General features: G+C 56.1%; 18 protein-coding genes and 3 pseudogenes. 7 read left to right on the top strand and 14 right to left on the bottom strand.

Going from position 1 to position 16,252, the window contains the following annotated elements:
- Window positions 1-40: 40 nt before the first annotated feature.
- Complete coding sequence (locus tag C6Y56_RS11440; RefSeq protein ID WP_169429952.1) at window positions 41-262, bottom strand: hypothetical protein; 222 nt, start codon at window positions 260-262, stop codon at window positions 41-43.
- Window positions 263-522: 260 nt separating this feature from the next.
- Window positions 523-876, bottom strand: coding sequence for a hypothetical protein (locus C6Y56_RS11435; RefSeq protein WP_169429951.1), 354 nt, complete (start codon window positions 874-876; stop codon window positions 523-525).
- A gap of 247 nt (window positions 877-1,123) precedes the next feature.
- On the opposite strand from C6Y56_RS11435, the gene C6Y56_RS11430 reads away from it, so the two are divergent.
- Window positions 1,124-1,762: a hypothetical protein gene (locus C6Y56_RS11430; RefSeq protein WP_169429950.1), complete on the top strand. Its 639-nt coding sequence runs from the start codon at window positions 1,124-1,126 to the stop codon at window positions 1,760-1,762.
- A gap of 135 nt (window positions 1,763-1,897) precedes the next feature.
- On the opposite strand, the gene C6Y56_RS11425 is transcribed toward C6Y56_RS11430, so the two are convergent.
- From C6Y56_RS11425 to C6Y56_RS11415, 3 genes are read right to left on the bottom strand one after another with little or no spacing between them, the layout of a single operon-like run.
- The gene (locus tag C6Y56_RS11425) at window positions 1,898-2,572 is read right to left on the bottom strand and encodes an anti-sigma factor (protein ID WP_169429949.1); all 675 of its coding nucleotides are present in this window, start codon (window positions 2,570-2,572) and stop codon (window positions 1,898-1,900) included.
- Window positions 2,569-3,204, bottom strand: a complete 636-nt coding sequence (locus C6Y56_RS11420) for a sigma-70 family RNA polymerase sigma factor (RefSeq protein ID WP_169429948.1) — start codon at window positions 3,202-3,204, stop codon at window positions 2,569-2,571. The genes C6Y56_RS11425 and C6Y56_RS11420 overlap by 4 nt, the downstream gene beginning before the upstream one ends.
- 55 nt (window positions 3,205-3,259) lie before the next feature.
- Window positions 3,260-3,853: a fasciclin domain-containing protein gene (locus tag C6Y56_RS11415; protein WP_169429947.1), complete on the bottom strand. Its 594-nt coding sequence runs from the start codon at window positions 3,851-3,853 to the stop codon at window positions 3,260-3,262.
- Between the two features lie 197 nt (window positions 3,854-4,050).
- Here C6Y56_RS11415 and C6Y56_RS11410 point away from each other — a divergent pair.
- Window positions 4,051-4,272, top strand: a pseudogene (locus tag C6Y56_RS11410) (LLM class flavin-dependent oxidoreductase); the annotation flags it as partial.
- Window positions 4,273-4,310: 38 nt separating this feature from the next.
- On the opposite strand, the pseudogene C6Y56_RS29150 reads toward C6Y56_RS11410, so the two are convergent.
- The 5 genes and pseudogenes from C6Y56_RS29150 to C6Y56_RS11390 form a co-directional block, all read right to left on the bottom strand.
- A pseudogene (locus tag C6Y56_RS29150) lies at window positions 4,311-4,493 on the bottom strand (monovalent cation:proton antiporter-2 (CPA2) family protein); the annotation flags it as partial.
- Window positions 4,494-4,687: 194 nt separating this feature from the next.
- Window positions 4,688-4,990 carry a putative quinol monooxygenase gene (locus C6Y56_RS11405; protein WP_025569629.1) on the bottom strand — a complete coding sequence of 101 codons (303 nt, stop codon included), beginning with the start codon at window positions 4,988-4,990 and terminating at the stop codon, window positions 4,688-4,690.
- 358 nt (window positions 4,991-5,348) lie between these two features.
- Window positions 5,349-6,317: a low temperature requirement protein A gene (locus C6Y56_RS11400; protein WP_249314392.1), complete on the bottom strand. Its 969-nt coding sequence runs from the start codon at window positions 6,315-6,317 to the stop codon at window positions 5,349-5,351.
- A 98-nt stretch (window positions 6,318-6,415) separates the two neighbouring features.
- On the bottom strand, window positions 6,416-6,955 hold the full coding sequence (locus C6Y56_RS11395; protein ID WP_070086726.1) for a DsbA family protein: 540 nt from the start codon (window positions 6,953-6,955) through the stop codon (window positions 6,416-6,418).
- Window positions 6,956-6,966: 11 nt separating this feature from the next.
- Window positions 6,967-7,509 carry a redoxin domain-containing protein gene (locus C6Y56_RS11390; protein WP_169429946.1) on the bottom strand — a complete coding sequence of 181 codons (543 nt, stop codon included), beginning with the start codon at window positions 7,507-7,509 and terminating at the stop codon, window positions 6,967-6,969.
- A gap of 510 nt (window positions 7,510-8,019) precedes the next feature.
- Here C6Y56_RS11390 and C6Y56_RS29145 point away from each other — a divergent pair.
- A pseudogene (locus C6Y56_RS29145) lies at window positions 8,020-8,133 on the top strand (FAD-dependent oxidoreductase); the annotation flags it as partial.
- A 151-nt stretch (window positions 8,134-8,284) separates the two neighbouring features.
- On the opposite strand, the gene C6Y56_RS11385 reads toward C6Y56_RS29145, so the two are convergent.
- A complete protein-coding gene (locus C6Y56_RS11385; RefSeq protein WP_169429945.1) occupies window positions 8,285-9,253 on the bottom strand; it encodes an alpha/beta hydrolase in 969 nt (322 codons plus the stop codon).
- 10 nt (window positions 9,254-9,263) lie between these two features.
- A complete protein-coding gene (gene tspO / locus C6Y56_RS11380; protein WP_169429944.1) occupies window positions 9,264-9,707 on the bottom strand; it encodes a tryptophan-rich sensory protein TspO in 444 nt (147 codons plus the stop codon).
- 188 nt (window positions 9,708-9,895) lie between these two features.
- Between tspO and C6Y56_RS11375 the strand changes: the two genes are divergently transcribed.
- Together C6Y56_RS11375 and C6Y56_RS11370 are read left to right on the top strand one after the other, a co-directional pair.
- Window positions 9,896-10,729, top strand: a complete 834-nt coding sequence (locus C6Y56_RS11375; protein ID WP_169429943.1) for an oxidoreductase — start codon at window positions 9,896-9,898, stop codon at window positions 10,727-10,729.
- Window positions 10,730-10,750: 21 nt separating this feature from the next.
- The gene (locus C6Y56_RS11370; protein WP_169429942.1) at window positions 10,751-11,689 is read left to right on the top strand and encodes an AraC family transcriptional regulator; all 939 of its coding nucleotides are present in this window, start codon (window positions 10,751-10,753) and stop codon (window positions 11,687-11,689) included.
- Window positions 11,690-11,812: 123 nt separating this feature from the next.
- Here C6Y56_RS11370 and C6Y56_RS11365 read toward each other — a convergent pair whose 3' ends face one another.
- Window positions 11,813-12,397 carry a TetR/AcrR family transcriptional regulator gene (locus C6Y56_RS11365; protein ID WP_169429941.1) on the bottom strand — a complete coding sequence of 195 codons (585 nt, stop codon included), beginning with the start codon at window positions 12,395-12,397 and terminating at the stop codon, window positions 11,813-11,815.
- Between the two features lie 211 nt (window positions 12,398-12,608).
- On the opposite strand from C6Y56_RS11365, the gene C6Y56_RS11360 reads away from it, so the two are divergent.
- The gene (locus tag C6Y56_RS11360; protein ID WP_169429940.1) at window positions 12,609-13,286 is read left to right on the top strand and encodes a type 1 glutamine amidotransferase domain-containing protein; all 678 of its coding nucleotides are present in this window, start codon (window positions 12,609-12,611) and stop codon (window positions 13,284-13,286) included.
- Window positions 13,287-13,391: 105 nt separating this feature from the next.
- Window positions 13,392-14,513, top strand: coding sequence for an alkene reductase (locus C6Y56_RS11355; RefSeq protein ID WP_169429939.1), 1,122 nt, complete (start codon window positions 13,392-13,394; stop codon window positions 14,511-14,513).
- Window positions 14,514-14,561: 48 nt separating this feature from the next.
- On the opposite strand, the gene C6Y56_RS11350 is transcribed toward C6Y56_RS11355, so the two are convergent.
- Complete coding sequence (locus C6Y56_RS11350; protein ID WP_169429938.1) at window positions 14,562-16,097, bottom strand: sensor domain-containing diguanylate cyclase; 1,536 nt, start codon at window positions 16,095-16,097, stop codon at window positions 14,562-14,564.
- Window positions 16,098-16,252 lie beyond the last annotated feature (155 nt).

Here is a 16,252-nt window from a genome sequence, read left to right as displayed (position 1 = left end):
CCCTCAATGTGATCGATAAGTGGCAGAATCCCCGTTACCTCTAACATGGCGACTCATTCCCCTTAGATTTATTTTTGCCAGCCATGACAATGCCGACAAACAAGAAAAGAATAATGATCGGCGGAAAAGCCACGCACAGAGCAATTGCACCAAGTAATAACACTCCCCCAATTACCACACCTATCATCTCCCCCAAAAGAGGAAGCAACATCTTAAAAACAACGATAGCCAAAACAATTGCAGCAATCACGACAATAACCATATGCAACCCCACACAACGCAACGCGTTTTAAATCACACTGATGCAAAGGTCCGCTTCAAGCGACCTGCTCCGTTTTATGTCAAAGGTCATTTATTTTAACGATCCTGACAAACCAACAACCCTGAGAGCAGGATTACTTAAAAATATATCTATCCTGCCTCACTCGGATAGATCGGCACTTTAGAAACGCAAACCCCAGCGGTACAAAAGATCGCTACATTTACTACATAGAAAAAGTATGGGGCTTGGTATGAATACACTCATGATGATTTCTTTTTGAGCACCAGCTTACCGCTTTCATATGAAATCTCTTCATAGTCCTTAAACAAGGCAATTATGAGTGCTAATCCAATCGACGCAGCTGCAATAATGGCGGCGATTTCAAGCCCGGTCAGCGCGGCGACCGGGGCTGCGGCGAAAAATGAGAGGCCTCCGGTCAATGGCGTGGCAACAAGCGCTGCTCCCAAAGCGGCGAGAGTGATCGAACTAGCAAAAGCAATCTTCTTTCCACGCTTGACCTTGTCGGCGAGTTCCCCCTGAACAACAATCTGCTCCACACCCGACTTTCTAGCTGTAGCCAGTTCGTCCTTTGTTCTAACAGTCACGACGTTCATATACATCCTTATGCAGCCGATATAGATCCTGGGCATCGCATGAAGCTCCAGGGCTCGGCAGATGATGGCATCTTGCCTGCAAAGCGGCAATGCAGCTGAGCAATCGGCTATTCAAGCAGGCATGATTGAGCGCACACGTGCATCGCCAAGACGGGTGGCACACAGATCACATTTCAGCTATCGGCAATAGGCGGTCGACAGGGTAGCGGCCCACTAGCCGGACTTGTATTCGTGGCGTGAACCGCTCTTGGAAATCTGCGCCGCCTTCCCCATCAGCAATCCGATGCCGCCGCTACTGAAGCAAGCCCTTCAGCTATTGGAAGAACACGGCTGTGTCCGGACACGTCGCGATGGCATGCGCTACATGACCCTGCATCCGGAACCTGAAAACAGCGATATTGCCACGACAACCTTCTATGTCCCGGATCCTGCCCTTACTGCGCTATGGACCCGAAGTGACGATCCCGAAATGAATCACCGACTAACGATATGCTTGAGAACCGGTGGTGACGGTTTGTGGGCCGGACTGTGGCGAGACGACAACGGACAGCAACGAATTGTCCATCCAGGTTCCGGGTCAGGATCAGACATGCTCTGTGTCTTAACCGACAACGTGCAGGACCTATTGCGCCTGCTGGCTATCGGGTACGACGAACTCTGCTGGCCAGAGCAGTTCCAGCTGGCGCCTGAAGAAGTGCGTGAAAAAGAATACGGCGATGACGATTACCCGCCACCGCCGCTTCTGTTACGGGCCCATGTAGAGCGAACGCTTGGGTTGAGCATTCCGGTGAGAGCATCGGAGCTTGTTCGCGATACTGAAAGTATGGATGCGCAGGAATCGGGCGATCCGTTTTGGAATTGGCTGAAGCGGGTTGGTGGGGAGTAATCGTTTTTGTTCGGGCGTCAGCTTTCCGCCAAAAGCTGCCGTTTATGTTCATGAGCGCGTTGCGTTGAATCAGAATTCTGAACGATCGATCAGTGAGCCGTTTACTCACGAAAATTAACGGTTTGCAGCCCTGAGTCATAGAGCCGAAAGTACGCCCTGATACAGCACCGGACCAGTCGGCTGTCCTGTTGGCGATCCACCCTCGGGTTCAAGACTGATGGCCAACGTGATGGACTCACCAATAAGCGCTTTCTGCGCACTGCCCAACTTGATCTCCCCGTCTCCGCCTGGGGGTATCACCCCTAGCGAAACAGGCTTTCCATCTGAAGGAATAACCCACATTTCCAAGCTACGATTTTTTTCTATCTTCGCCAAAGCCAGGGGTTTGATTTTTAGATAATTCTCGTGCGCTTCAATGCTCATCCACGACTGTGCGTCGGCACTACGCAACGTTGCACTGTAGCGAACTTCGTCACGGTTATAGATAACGCTCAGTGTTACTGCTGCAACCAGTGAACATGTTGCAATCGTCACCCGGAGCCAGCTCCAGAATGGTCGCTTCACAGGCAACTGCATTGTTTGCGGATCTATACGCGCCGTAACTCCGCGCCATACACGATCCGGTACAGGTGATTCAGGCAGAGACTGGGTAAGGCTCGCAAGGCTTTCCCGCCATTGCGAAAGTTCTGCGCGAAGTTCCGAGTCCTCCAGTAAAAGCTGCTCAAAGCGCCGGCGTGCAGCTGGTGGCATTAACCCAATGGCATAATCTGCGGCAAGTGCGCGACGAAGACTTGGAGTTTGGTAGTTCATGACTCGAGGCACCTGCGCAACCGCTCCATGCCTCGGCGGATCCAAGACTTTACTGACCCGAGCGGTGCCGACAGGTGCTCGGCCAGCTCTGAACAGGAAAGCCCTTCAAAATAAGCAATGGTGATTGATTGACGTTGCATCCCTTCGAGCTCATCTAGGCACCGATTCAATGAAGTGGTCTCACGGGAGCTGTTCAATTGTTCATGTGCCGAGGGGCTGTCGTCTACCAGCATCTGCGCGTCGAGATCACTCAGCGGACGTTCGCGACGCTTTCGCAATTGGTCGATGGCCTGATTTCGCGTGATATTGATCATCCAGGTCATCGGCGCCGACAGTTGCGATTGGTAGCGTGAAGCATTGTTCCAGATACGCACAAAACTTTCCTGTAGCACCTCCTCAGCCAGATCTGGGCGTCCCATGAACCGCAGCGCCACGCCATGCAGACGCGGACTCACGCTACGATACAGCGCTTCAAAAGCGCGTCGGTCACCCAGAGAACACTGGGCTAGAAGGTGTTTGAGTTGGTCAGTGTCGGCGATGGGAATAGCCTTTCTCCAAACGATTGGGTCGTGAGGTCCTACAAGTCGATTGCAGCCAGAGGTTAGCCCACGGCGCGCGGTTGTTCCATTCACGGGTGGGCTCCTCGGAAGACTCGCCGGTCATGCTGAAATCGACCGGCGACGCCGGTCAACTTTTCGGCATCAGGACTTTGTCGATGACCTGTATCACACCGTTCGACTGGTATACGTCATAAGTACTGATGTCGGCGACGTCGCCCTTCTCATCTTTGATGGTGATGTTGTGCGGACCATTCATCATTGCCCACAGTTTTCCGCCCGAGACGGTGGTCAGTTCGGTCTTGCCACCTCCGGCCTTGATCTTTTCGGCAAGGGTGGCCATGTCCAGTTTGCCGCTCACGACGTGGTAGGTAAGGATCTTGGTGAGGGTTGCCTTGTTTTCTGGCTTGAGCAACATATCGACCGTTCCTGCGGGCAAAGCAGTAAAGGCTGAATTGACCGGTGCAAACACAGTAAAGGGCCCTTTTCCCTTGAGGGTGTCGACAAGACCGGCAGCTTTCACAGCGGCGACCAGGGTGGTGTGATCGGCCGAGTTCACTGCGTTGTCGACGATGTCCTTGTTCGGCAACATGCTTTGACCGCCGACCATGACGCTGTCGTGACTCATCGATGCAGCATGCGCAGCGTTGAACACTAATCCGCTACCTGCCGCCAAGGTCAGAAGGCCCGCAATCAATTGCGTTTTGATCGAAATGCGTTTCATCGTGATGATCCTTTGTGAGGAAAATCGGCCAGGAGATTCTGTCCGTGCTTGATATACGCGGCGGCGTTCGGATTGGATGCAGTAGCACTCTTTTTTTCGCAGAAATTGCGAGTGAGCGATCCAGTGACCACCACTCGTTAGGCAAGGTGGCTATAACCCCGGCTGACTAAATCTGGAAATAAATCAGTCCCCTTTTTGTTGATGAGAATCCGTCAACGCCACCCACACGTATCCATTTGGGTTTCAGACTGGGACGTTACCATCTACGGTTTTTGCTGGAGTCGCTTGAGGAAATCGGCGTGGACCACGTCATTCTCAATCTCAAATATGGCAAGCGCCCTGCGGCGGAGGTTATCGAGGAATTGGGTACGCACATCGTTGCGCAGTTCGGAGTGCAGCCGCGTCCGGCAGCGCATTGAACATCGGTCACTGCTACGCCGACGAATGCTCACTTGACGAAACCATAAGGTGTCACGGCGCGGATGACCTCCGGTTCTATATCAATGATGGAGATCTTCGCGCCATGAGCGACCGGTGCCCGGCAAACAATCTACCCTACCCAGCCTAAACCCGTGATGAGCACATTGCCTTGCAGATTCTGTGCGGCTTCCACGCCGTCCATGGACTCGATTTGCGCGCGTATCCTTTCACTTATACCGAGCGCGCGAGCATGGCATGAATCCTGGACACGGCACTTTAGCCATGACATTTATCTTCAATACAGGTGTTTTGATTGATCACCGCCCGGAACAGCAGCAGGCCCAGGCTATCCTGATTTTCACCAAATACATCGTGGGCCTCCCAGTACTGACTGGAGCTTCCTATGGGGTTTGCTTAGCCGGGTAGCTTGGCCGCAAGGACGTCAACCTTCTCGATTGATGGCGGTTCGGCAAACAGCTCGGCAGCGTTTGCCATAAGCGCCGCCGCGACCTTGCCCGAAAGATGAGCCTGCCGGCCCGCTTCATCCGGGAATGCGTCAAAGATGCCAAAGGTAGACGGCCCCAAGCGGATTCCAAACCAGGCTGTAGTGGCTGGCTCCTCCTCCACTAAAGGAAGGCCGCTCAAGAGAAAGCGCTCCACCTCTTTCTCTTTCCCAGGTTTTGCTTCCAGACGAACGAACAGCGCTACTTTGACCATGACGTGGCTCCTGTTGTTACGATGCGGCTGGTGCTATCTGGTCGCAATAGCTAAAAGGGGCATCCGGCTATTAACTATGGTCGACGACACCAGGATTACAAACCCAAAGAGACCAAGGGTAGCGTCGCATGTCGCTCGGACACTGAGAATGACGTAGTAGGCAGCGCGCAAACCGCAGACCAGCCGCGTGATCACTTTTCCCGAGCTGTGGCCTGATAATCAAGACTCAACGATATCTGAAATTTAGGAGAACATAACAGATCATGGTGACTGTCAAGCCGACCAATATGTACTCGACACGCGGTAGAAATATAACTAACCCACCTAAAGAAAACACGATCAAGGTGTTTTGCAGTATTTATTTCCTTATTCGACTCACAGCTATGAAATAGCCATATTGCTTCCCCAGGAAAAACAAGGCCATGCCGGTGATCGACATAATCTGAAAATCGCGTATCGCAATGTCGTTCAGGATCGCATGCCTAATCAAATTTGCCAGAAGTGCCAGCCCCATAAAAAGAAAAAGGTGCGAGTAGATCAAGGCGTGCCCACTCATACTGCTTTGATGTTTGTTCAATAAGTAAAAACTATCAAAATAGATCCACCAGACACTGCAAATCATGATAAATCCGGTGATGGCCGCCATCACATTATAATAACCCCATTGAATGTTAGATAAGCCTCCGGAAAGGCTAATAATTGACTCCCCCAATAAGATTAGGGTGAGTAGACCTATGCGCTCAACCAAGTGTTCCGTGTGTGCTGGCAACGGTTTTAGTTTAGTCCAGAAAAATACAGGAAACAGAATATCAAGAACAATCCCAATATAAGCAACAAGGTAACGCAAGGGCGGGTCAAAAATAACGGATGAAAGGCTAACAACTGCGCTAACTAATAGGGCGAAACCAAGCCTTGAGGAAAGTTCGCCGCGAGAATCGAGTTTACTAATGGATGAAATGTACATAACACTGATGATCGCTCGTATTCCAAAATAGCAGGCAATAATAAGCGGGTAGTTCACTTCCAGGTCTTCTCCGATCCGTGCCGATAGCACAATGAGCAGGAGCATTATAAATAATGTTGCCAAACGGTGAAGATTGCTGTCTGTATCGAACCTGTTGGAGTAAATCGTGTGACTGGACCAGATCCACCACAACGGTACAAAAAGCAGTAAGAATGTCCATAATTGTTTATGTTCAAAGTGCCCGTCATGAACATGTCCGAGAGTGTGCGTAACCTGGCCTATCGTAACAACGAAAGTCAGGTCAAAAAACAACTCCAACCATGTGGCGTGCCGATTTTCTTCATAATACTTCAAAGATTTCATTAGTTGCCGGCTCCGTGTCCACCTCTTTAATGTAAAAGGAAGTTAACGTTGGTTTTTCCTCGGCTCCGATGTGGGTGATGCCAAGCCGATTTGGCTCTCTAGCGATTTCGTCCACGCACTAACAAAAGCTCAATCATCTGACTCATCCCGATAAACTCTGGAACTCCGTCATAGCGAAGCCCGTCAATGTAAAACGCTGGGGTGCCATTCACGCCACTGCGTACACCTCCATTGAAATCGGCTTGTATTTTGGGAATGTAAGTATCCTCTTGCATTGCAAGATCGAATTCCTCCCTGGAAAGGCCGTGTTTGAGAACGATGGCGCGATACAGCGGCAGGCCCAATCGATCCTGATTTTCGTACAATTCGTCGTGGGCCTCCCAGAAGAATCCTCGACTCCCGGCATACTCAGCGGTGACCGCTGCACCCAATGCATGGGGGTGAGCGGTGGTCAGAGGGAAATTACGGAACACAAACAGCAAGTCATCGCGAAAATGCTGTTGCAGATTCTTGACCATCCAATAAGCTTCACCGCAATAGGGACATTCATAGTCGCCAAATTCGACCAAGGTGACCTTGGCATGCGCACTTCCCTGGCGATGGTCGTTGGCACTTACCGGGACTTTGAGAGTGGCCATGTAATCACCTGTTAATTTTTGATTGGCGTGCCTTGTGGCGAATTCGCCAGAGCATCCAGCGCATCCAGAATGCCGTCCGCCCCAGGGTTGATTGCCATTGGTGAGACGTAGCTCCAGGCGACCACCCCCTCCTTGTCAATCACGAACAGTGCCCTCTTACAAACTCCGAGCTGGGACTCGTACGCTCCATACTGTCGTGCCACCGCCCCTTTGGGCTCGAAATCGGCCAGCAGGCTGAAGTGAAAATTCCTATCTTTGGCAAAGGCCTGATGACACCAGGCGCTGTCAACCGAGATACCCAATAGCACCGCACCGTATTCTCTGAAGGTGGGTAACAACTGGTTGTACAAGGTCAGTTGGTCACCACACACCGAAGTCCAGTCAGCGGGATAAAACGCCAGTATCACGGGGTTCCCCTTTAACTCGCGCAGCGACAACTGTTGATCTGGGGTTGCGTGAAGAGTGAAGTCGGGCGCGACAGTGCCGGCCGGCAGCGGACCCTGAACCAGGTCGCCATTGGTTTTTTGTGCATCATCGAACTCTAAAGTATTCATTGCTTGAACCTTGATAGATGGGTGGTTGGGACGTGCTCAGTGGGATGCGACGTGCCCGGCGGGATAACTCCATCCACCATCAAGGGGTTCAAAAAAAGACAACGCTGCCTCGATCTCAGCCTGAGCCTGAGTGATTTCGGCAGCGAAACGTTCACGTTCCGCATCAAGGAACACAAGAAGATCCGCCGTGTAATCGCGGAATTGGATTAGGCCAGGTTGGCAGGGGAATGGTCAGATTCGCTCTGGCTCACCAATGACTATAGTCGTTGATGACGCTTACCGTAGTAGCTGAACGATTTTTCGCTACCCTCCAGTGCCAACAACACTCGCGCGCTTATCTTGCTGCCATTTCAGGCGGCGTTTTAACACGATGATTTTGGCAGCTATTTCGCCACTTCAGACGAATCTACATCTGCTTTCTGGACGACAACTGCTGCCCATTACGACAAGCAGAAATCGACCAGAGGCAGACACTGAAACCGCCTTCAGGTCGACAGAATGAAGGTTGATATGGGAAATGCTCTGGACAAACGAGTCGTTGTCATTAGTGCCGGCATCGTGGGCGCTTCGCTGGCGTATCACCTGGCTGATAAAGGCGCGAATATCACCTTGGTTGAGGCTGAAGGTAATCAAAGATGCGGCTCGTGCAGCGATGGTGCTGTACCTAACGAATAGTCGAGATCGGTCTTCGGGAAGCTGAGCGGTAGCCTTTGCGAATATTGTCATTGACCGCTTTTGGCCGATAGCGGACATTTATGAGCGCCCGAAATCGGCCTCACCCCTCAACAACCCGCCCCGCAACCCACTCCCGACTATACCCAAGCACCCTCCCCGCCAACCCCAACGGAAAATGAATCACCCCATGCGCCGTTTCCGGCAACAAATGCACTTCAACCTCAGCCGCCCTACCCCAACGCTCAGCCAACTCAAGCGTGTCATCCCTGAGCGGATCCAGTTCCGCCGCAAACATCAACGCAGGTGGAAACCCGGTGAAGTCACCGTACAACGGAGACAACGGCGCCTGCCGGCGTTCTTCATCGCTCAATCCCAGCGTAAGCATTTGCAGCGCTTCAACCATGCCAGGCCCATCCAGCAGCAAGGTCTCGGGCCCGGCGTTGCGTACGCTGGGGGTTCCGGTCAGGTCGTAGACGCCGTAGTACAGCAGCGCCCCGCTCACCCGTTTGAGCAAGTCCGGCCATTGTTTGAGTTGCAGCAGGGTCGCGGCGGCGAGGTGGCCGCCGGCCGACTCGCCCACGACGATGACGGGCAGGTTCGCAAACTCGCGGCAGTCATCGCTCAGCAGCCAGCGTGCCGCCGTGAGGCAGTCCTGCATGACGCCTTCGATCGGTGTCGAGACCACAAGCCGATAATCGACGGAGACCACGGCCACGTCGCAGGCTTTCACCATGGCGATGTTGAGGGGATCGTTCATCTGCGCGTTGCCGATGACCCAACCACCGCCATGAAAATCCAGCACCACGCCTTTGGCCTTTGTCTTTGGCCGAATGATCCGCACCGGCACTGATGCGCCGTCGACGCCCACCACTTTGCGTTCGGCCTCGAGCCCGTGCTTGAGCAACTTTCTTGCGCCGCCCAATTGGCTGAGGCGCAGCAGCAACTGAATCACTCGCGGCGTGATGCGATTGCGGATGCGAAAGCGCGGCAGACGGGCGAGTTTCCTGTTGAATGCGCGCAATTGCGCCAGCTCGTTTTCGTCTGCGGGCCAGTCCATTGATGTCTTCATTTCGTCCTTTTTATTCGCGGTTGTTGCGCAGAATGGAAAAATTCAACGCCGCCGCGACACACAGCCATGCCAGATAAGGGAACAGGATCAATCCGGTAATCACGTCCAGGCGCAAGGCCAACACCACCATCGCGGCGACCACCAGCCACAGCAGCGTGATGATCAGCATGCCGGCGAAGAGTCGATGTGCGCCGAAGAACACGGGTGTCCACAGGGTGTTCAATGCAATTTGCGCCGCCCACAAGGCGAGTACCGTTTCGCTGCCGGGCGTCAGGGTCAGACGATAGCCGACCCACGCGAGCAAAAGGTAGATCGTTGTCCAGGCAACGGGAAATACCCAGTTGGGGGGTGTGAAGCGTGGTTTGATCAGCGATTCGTACCATGGGCCCGGTTGGAAAATCATCCCGGTGCTCGCTGCCGCACCGCAGGCCAACAGGAAAATTAGAAAGGTCATCGTCTGTCCTTGGCTGATATCAGCGCATTGGGTCTGTTCCTGCTTGGATGCCCGGAGCCACGTAAAAAGTTCATCGGCCGTTATCTCGCATCGCTGATAGGAATAGGCAATGCTCAAAGACTAACCGACATAGGTGGGCGCTTGTTCGATGGATACCATGGGCTGAAACCCATTCACCGGAGCCTGTCATGACCACCACCAAGACCCTTTTCATTACCGGCGTCAGCAGCGGCTTCGGCCATGCGCTGGCCAAGGAAGCACTCGCGGCCGGCCACCGCGTCATTGGCACCGTGCGCAAGGAAGCCGACTTGCACGCCTTTCAATCACTCTCCGTGGATAACGCTTACGGGGTGATGCTGGATGTCACGGACTTCGACCGGATCGATGAAGTCATCGCGCAGGTTGAAGCGACGCATGGCCCGGTCGATGTGTTGATCAACAATGCCGGTTACGGTCACGAAGGCCTCTTCGAAGAGTCGCCGCTGGAAGACATGCGCCGCCAGTTCGACGTGAACGTGTTCGGCGCCGTTGCCGTGATCAAGGCGTTCCTGCCCTTCTTTCGCAAGCGGCGGGCGGGCCACATCATCAATATCACCTCGATGGGCGGCACGATCACGATGCCGGGAATCGCTTACTACTGCGGCAGCAAGTTTGCGCTTGAAGGCATCTCCGATACGCTGAGCAAAGAACTGGAGCCCTTCAATATCTTCGTGACTGCCGTCGCACCGGGTTCATTTCGAACCGACTGGGCCGGTCGCTCGATGCAGCGCACACCGCGCAGCATTGCCGACTACGACGCCAGTTTCGATCCGGTGCGCAAGGCGCGTGCAGAAAAGAGCGGCAAGCAACTCGGCGACCCGCAAAAAGCAGCCCTAGCGATGTTGCAGATCATCGCCAGTCCGACCCCACCGGCACACGTGCTCCTGGGCAGTGACGCGTTGAGCCTTGTGCGTGAAAAGCTCAAACACGCAGGCGACGAGATCGATCAGTGGGAAGCCTTGACCCGCTCCACCGACCACTGAGCGGCCAATAGAGAGAACGCAATGAAGCAGGCCGACGCAGACACCTCGCGCATGGTGCAGCTCATGGAAACCCTCGCACCAGTCGAGGGTTATAACCTCAGTGCGCTTGAGGGCGTGCGTTTCCTGCGTTCGAACCGGCCACTGACCCGCACACCGGTGCTGTACGACCCGGGCATCGTGATCCTCTGTCAGGGCCAGAAACGCGGTTATCGGGGCGATGACGTCTACGTTTACGACGCCCAACATTATCTGGTGGTGTCCGTGCCCATCCCCTTCACCATGGAAACCGATGCCACCGAGGCCGAGCCGATGCTCGCGATCTACATGCACCTCGACTTCCGTTTGGCCAGCGAGTTGATGCAGCAAGTGGATGACCTTCACGGCCCCAACGACGCGCAGCCCAAAGGCATGTACGCCTCACCGATGGACGACAAGCTCCGCGCTTCGACGTTGCGTTTTCTCGAAGCGATGAGTATTCCGAGGGACGCGCAGATACTGGGGCCATCGCTGCTGCGGGAAATCTACTACCGCATTCTGACGGGCGAACAAGGCGGCTCGATGCGTGCCGCGCTCAATCGACAGGGTCATTTCGGCAAGGTGACCCGGGCGATCCGCAAGATCCACAGCTGTTATCAGGAACGGCTAGACGTCGAGCAACTCGCCCACGAAGCCAGTATGAGCGTGCCCAACTTTCACCTGCACTTTCGCAGCGTGACGGATACCTCTCCGATGCAATATCTGAAGTCGACACGTCTGCATCAGGCGCGGCTGTTGATGCTGCGCAACGCCATGACCGCTTCGGCAGCGGCGTTCAACGTGGGTTATGAAAGCGCCTCGCAATTCAGTCGCGAGTTCAAACGCTTCTTTGGCAGAACGCCGCAAGCGGAGATTGAGTGGATGAAGGCGACGTACGCCTTGCCTGCGCCGACTACGCCCTCGGAGTATGTTTCGTCGCATTAGCTGGCAGGCTTTCCACGCTCGCCAGCCTTGCGCCGGCATACTTTCGCAAGCGTTCCAGATTCCAGCTCGCAACCGCAAATGGGTCAACCGGCTCGACACGGCAAGGGGCACGACGTAAAACGTTCAGACGCCCAGCAATCGCCGGGTGGTCGTCATCGCTGTGTCCAGCGACTGCCCCGTCCGTTGCAACTTGTTCAACAGGCTGGCCCCCAGCCAAAGCTGATACAGGGTTTCCGCCAGTTGCCGGGCATCGCCGTCGGGCAGGCTTTGATCGGCCTGGCCCTGTTCGATGCAAAAGGTGATGCGCGCCACCACGCGCTCGGCGCCATCACGCAAGGTCAGGCGCATGGCCTCGGACAGATCGGCCACCTCGGCACTGAGCTTCACCACCAGACACTCGTCACCGTGCCCTTCCAGCGTGCAGCGATCCTGCCAGCCCTGCCAGTAATCCATCAGTCGCTCGCGGGCACTCAGGCCGGGCAGTGTCAGGCGTCGCTCCATGTCGGCCAGGTAACAGACGAAGTAATCCTCGAGCAACGCCTGTCCGTACAGCTCTTTGGATTTGAAGTAGTGATAGAACGAGCCCTTGGGCACACCGGCGGTTTGCAGGATCTCGTTCAGGCCGACACTGGTGAAGCCCTTCTCGGCCATCATCCGGTGGCCGGTGTCGAGCAGGTGTTGGCGGGTGTCGTCGTAGGTCGGTTTCATCGGGGCGCAGATTACCAGGCAATAGACCAGTCGTTTAACTCGAAGGAACGGGAGTTTGCCACACCGGTCCATGAAAAACATGCGGATAAAAAATTACTAGACGACTGGTCTAATTGGAAACTATGCTGCGCCCCGACAAACCTTTTCCCCGGTGTCGATCGTGTGCGAATCCCTCGCACAGCCACGACACCCGTCCCACCCAAGGTGCTCTATGAAAATCTTGATGGTTCTGACTTCCCACGATCAACTCGGCAACACCGGCAAGAAAACCGGCTTCTGGCTCGAAGAGTTCGCCGCCCCCTACTACGCCTTCAAGGACGCCGGCGCCGATATCACGCTGGTCTCGCCCGCCGGCGGCCAGCCACCGCTTGATCCGAAAAGCGACGAACCCGACGCCCAGACCGCCGAAACCGATCGATTCCGCAAGGATCCGGCGGCGCAACACGCGCTGGCGAACACCGGGCGCCTGGCCGATGTCAGCGCCGAAGATTTCGATGCGGTGTTTTATCCAGGTGGCCACGGCCCGCTCTGGGATCTGGCCGAAGACAAGCATTCCATCGCCCTGATCGAGGCCTTCGCCCGCAGCAACAAACCTCATGGTTTCGTCTGCCACGCCCCGGGTGTACTGCGGCATGTGCTCGGCGCCGAGGGCAAACCCTTGGTCAAGGACCGTGACGTCACCGGTTTCACCAATTCCGAAGAAGCAGCGGTCGGTCTGACGGATGTGGTGCCGTTCCTGGTCGAAAACGAGTTCCAGCGCCTCGGCGCCCGTTATTCCAAAGTCGCCGACTGGCAGGTGCACGTAGTGACTGACGGAAAACTGGTCACCGGTCAAAACCCAGCCAGCTCCGCCGCTGTCGCCGAAAAACTGTTGAAGCTGCTCGGCTGACTTTTCAGCCGTCATCAATCCGGACGCCGTGCGCGTTTTGCACGGCGTCTTTTTTGGCCCGACAACTAGTCGACTGGTCTAATAAACCCCAATCAAGGTACTTCCATGAATCACAGCAGTTTCTTCAAACCCGGCACTTTGGGTCGTCACACCCTGAAAAACCGCATCGTGCTGCCGCCCCTGACCCGCCAGCGCAGCACCCAACCGGGCAACATCGCCAACGCGTTGATGGCCGAGTATTACCAGCAACGCGCGGGCGCCGGTCTGCTGGTGACGGAAGGCACGCAGATCGAGCCGCGAGGCCAGGGTTACGCCTGGACGCCGGGCATTCATACCCCTGAGCAGATCGCCGGATGGCGCAAGGTCACCGAGGCCGTCCATGCCAGAGAGGGCGTGATCTTCGCCCAGCTCTGGCATGTGGGGCGCGTGTCCCATACAGCCCTGCAACCCGACGGTGCCGCACCGGTTTCAGCCTCTGCGGTGGCCACTGACCGGGTCAGCGTGTTCATCGAAACCGCACCCGGCGCCGGCGCCCTGGTGCCACCGTCCGCCCCTCGCGCACTGACCACCGATGAAGTGCAGGAACTGGTTCAGCTGTACATCCAGGCCGCGCGCAATGCCATGGAGGCAGGTTTTGACGGGATCGAACTGCACTGCGCCAACGGCTATCTGGTGAACCAGTTCATCTCGGCTCACAGTAATCTGCGCACCGACCAGTACGGCGGCTCGCTGCACAATCGCCTGCGCTTTTTGCGTGAAGTGGTGGCCGGGGTTGCCGAGTGCATCGGCCGAGAAAAAGTCGGTGTGCGTTTCGCCCCGCTGTTCACCACCACCGATGAAGCACGCACCTACCTGGGCATGGTCGAGGAAGATCCGCATACTACTTACATCGAAGCGATCAAGGTGCTGCAGGACGTGGGCATTGCCTATCTGTCCATCGCCGAGGCCGACTGGGACGATGCGCCGGCGATGCCACTCACGTTCCGCCAGGCAGTGCGCGACACCTTCAGCGGCGCGATCATTTACGCCGGGCGCTACACCGCAGAATCCGGTGCGCAGTTGCTCGATTCCGGGCTGGCGGATTTCGTGGCTTTTGGTCGCCCGTTCATGGCCAACCCGGACCTGCCGGCGCGCATCGCCAATGACTGGCCGCTGAATTCACTGAATCCGGCCACGGTCTACGGTGGCAATGCCGAAGGGTATGTGGACTACCCCGAGTACGCGTGATGATTGGCCACGACCGGTAAGACGCAACATCCGCCCGTTCAGCACCGCTCAAACTGGCTGTGTTGAACGGGCGCTGTCGCCGGGAACTATCCTTGCCATCCGGTTCCGCCCTGTGCTCTTCGCCTGGTACAGCGCCTGATCTGCCATCTCGATCAGAGCTTGCGCCACGCCCAGTTGCGGACCGGTCGCCGCGGTGACGCCAATACTGACCGTCACCCGACCGAACGGGCTCGCCGGATGAGCAATGTGCGCTCGCGTCAGTCGCTCCAGAATCAGTTGCGCCACGACCGTCGCTCCCTCGCCATCGGTGTCGGGCAGGATGATCGCCAACTCTTCTCCGCCATAACGTGCCACCAGATCCGACGGTCGCCGCACACATGCCTCAAGTACTTTCCCCACCTGGTGCAGGCAGGCGTCGCCGGCAACATGCCCCTGGGAATCGTTGAACAACTTGAAGTAGTCGATATCGATCATCAGCAAGGCCAGCGAAGCCCCGTCCCGTTGCGCCCGGCGCGCTTCCATGGCCAATGTTTCATCGAAACAGCGGCGATTGGCCAGGCCCGTCAGCGCATCCTTCATCGCCAACAATTCCAGCTGCCGGTTTGAACCGAGCAACTGCTGTTGAGTGAGCCGCAACTCCCCTTCCACTTGGGTACGCCGACGTATATCGAGAATGAGAAACCAGCCGATCACGCCAGTGAGCCCCAGCAACGACGCGACCACCACCATCGACAGAAGCGCCTCCAGTCGCCACGCCGCCAATGCTTCGCGCTTGCCGAGCGCGACCGTGGTGATCAGCGGCAGCTTCTCACTCTTGCGAAACGCGTAGAGCCGCTCCACCCCGTCTAGGCTGGAAGTGTAGGACGCGGTGCCCACCGATTGGTCCACCAGGTACTTCGCATAAATGGGCGACTTGGAGAAATTGCGCCCCATGTCCTGTTCGCGGAAGGGATAGCGCACCAGCAGCGTTCCGTCGGTATAGGACAGACCGATGGCGCCTTCCTGCCCCACGTCGAGCTTGCCGAACAGTCGCAGAAAGTTTTCGACCCCCAGGGTGACCGCTACCACACCGGCGAATTCTCCGCTCGCGTCATTGAAGCGGCGGCTGACGGTAATCACCCACTCCTGATTCGAGCGGCTACGGATGGGCGGGCCGATGAAGGGCTCGCGAGAGGGATCGTCACGGTGATGAATGAAATAGCCCCGGTCACGGCTGTTGACCCCGGCCGGAATCGGTCGGTTGGAGGACATCAGCCAGCGGCCGCGACTATCGTAGATGGTGATGCCACTGAGCTGCGGCATCAGCGGCAGCTGACGGTTGACCAGCGCATTCAATCGTTCGATCTGCGCAGGGCCGCTGCCCTCGGTTTCCAGACGCTCGACGAGCCCGAGCAAGAGCAGCGAGCTTTGCCGGACGATGCCTTCGGCATAGGTTGCCAGCGCCTGAGTCAGGTTCAACCCGTGGACGTTCACCTCGTCCAGGGCGCGCTCCCGAGAGCCCAGCACCTTCCAGATGGTCAGCGACGCCAGAGAGCAGCCGATGATAAACAGCAACAGCATCACGAGGTGGGTATCACGCTTCACATCATTACCTTTTGGAAAGTCCGTTTTCCGTCACGGCCGTTGTCGGACCGCGGCAACAACAGCGACCGTATGTACAGGGCCGCGCAGGATACAAGCAGTCCATCGAAGGCGCAGCAACGGCGTGTCAGGCCCTCGATGAACTGTTCGCTGATCGG

The sequence above is a fragment of the Pseudomonas fluorescens genome (genome assembly GCF_012974785.1).
Classification (GTDB): Bacteria; Pseudomonadota; Gammaproteobacteria; order Pseudomonadales; family Pseudomonadaceae; genus Aquipseudomonas; species Aquipseudomonas fluorescens_BT.
This window is presented reverse-complemented; position numbering and strand designations above follow the sequence as displayed.

What these genes read in the sequence shown, in the direction of transcription:
- C6Y56_RS11440 (WP_169429952.1), bottom strand. Translation starts at nt 262, where the DNA reads ATGGTTATTGTCGTGATTGCTGCAATTGTTTTGGCTATCGTTGTTTTT.
- C6Y56_RS11435 (WP_169429951.1), bottom strand. Translation starts at nt 876, where the DNA reads ATGAACGTCGTGACTGTTAGAACAAAGGACGAACTGGCTACAGCTAGA.
- C6Y56_RS11425 (WP_169429949.1), bottom strand. Translation starts at nt 2,572, where the DNA reads ATGAACTACCAAACTCCAAGTCTTCGTCGCGCACTTGCCGCAGATTAT.
- C6Y56_RS11415 (WP_169429947.1), bottom strand. Translation starts at nt 3,853, where the DNA reads ATGAAACGCATTTCGATCAAAACGCAATTGATTGCGGGCCTTCTGACC.
- C6Y56_RS11405 (WP_025569629.1), bottom strand. Translation starts at nt 4,990, where the DNA reads ATGGTCAAAGTAGCGCTGTTCGTTCGTCTGGAAGCAAAACCTGGGAAA.
- C6Y56_RS11400 (WP_249314392.1), bottom strand. Translation starts at nt 6,317, where the DNA reads ATGAAATCTTTGAAGTATTATGAAGAAAATCGGCACGCCACATGGTTG.
- C6Y56_RS11395 (WP_070086726.1), bottom strand. Translation starts at nt 6,955, where the DNA reads ATGGCCACTCTCAAAGTCCCGGTAAGTGCCAACGACCATCGCCAGGGA.
- C6Y56_RS11390 (WP_169429946.1), bottom strand. Translation starts at nt 7,509, where the DNA reads ATGAATACTTTAGAGTTCGATGATGCACAAAAAACCAATGGCGACCTG.
- C6Y56_RS11385 (WP_169429945.1), bottom strand. Translation starts at nt 9,253, where the DNA reads ATGAAGACATCAATGGACTGGCCCGCAGACGAAAACGAGCTGGCGCAA.
- tspO (WP_169429944.1), bottom strand. Translation starts at nt 9,707, where the DNA reads ATGACCTTTCTAATTTTCCTGTTGGCCTGCGGTGCGGCAGCGAGCACC.
- C6Y56_RS11375 (WP_169429943.1), top strand. Translation starts at nt 9,896, where the DNA reads ATGACCACCACCAAGACCCTTTTCATTACCGGCGTCAGCAGCGGCTTC.
- C6Y56_RS11370 (WP_169429942.1), top strand. Translation starts at nt 10,751, where the DNA reads ATGAAGCAGGCCGACGCAGACACCTCGCGCATGGTGCAGCTCATGGAA.
- C6Y56_RS11365 (WP_169429941.1), bottom strand. Translation starts at nt 12,397, where the DNA reads ATGAAACCGACCTACGACGACACCCGCCAACACCTGCTCGACACCGGC.
- C6Y56_RS11360 (WP_169429940.1), top strand. Translation starts at nt 12,609, where the DNA reads ATGAAAATCTTGATGGTTCTGACTTCCCACGATCAACTCGGCAACACC.
- C6Y56_RS11355 (WP_169429939.1), top strand. Translation starts at nt 13,392, where the DNA reads ATGAATCACAGCAGTTTCTTCAAACCCGGCACTTTGGGTCGTCACACC.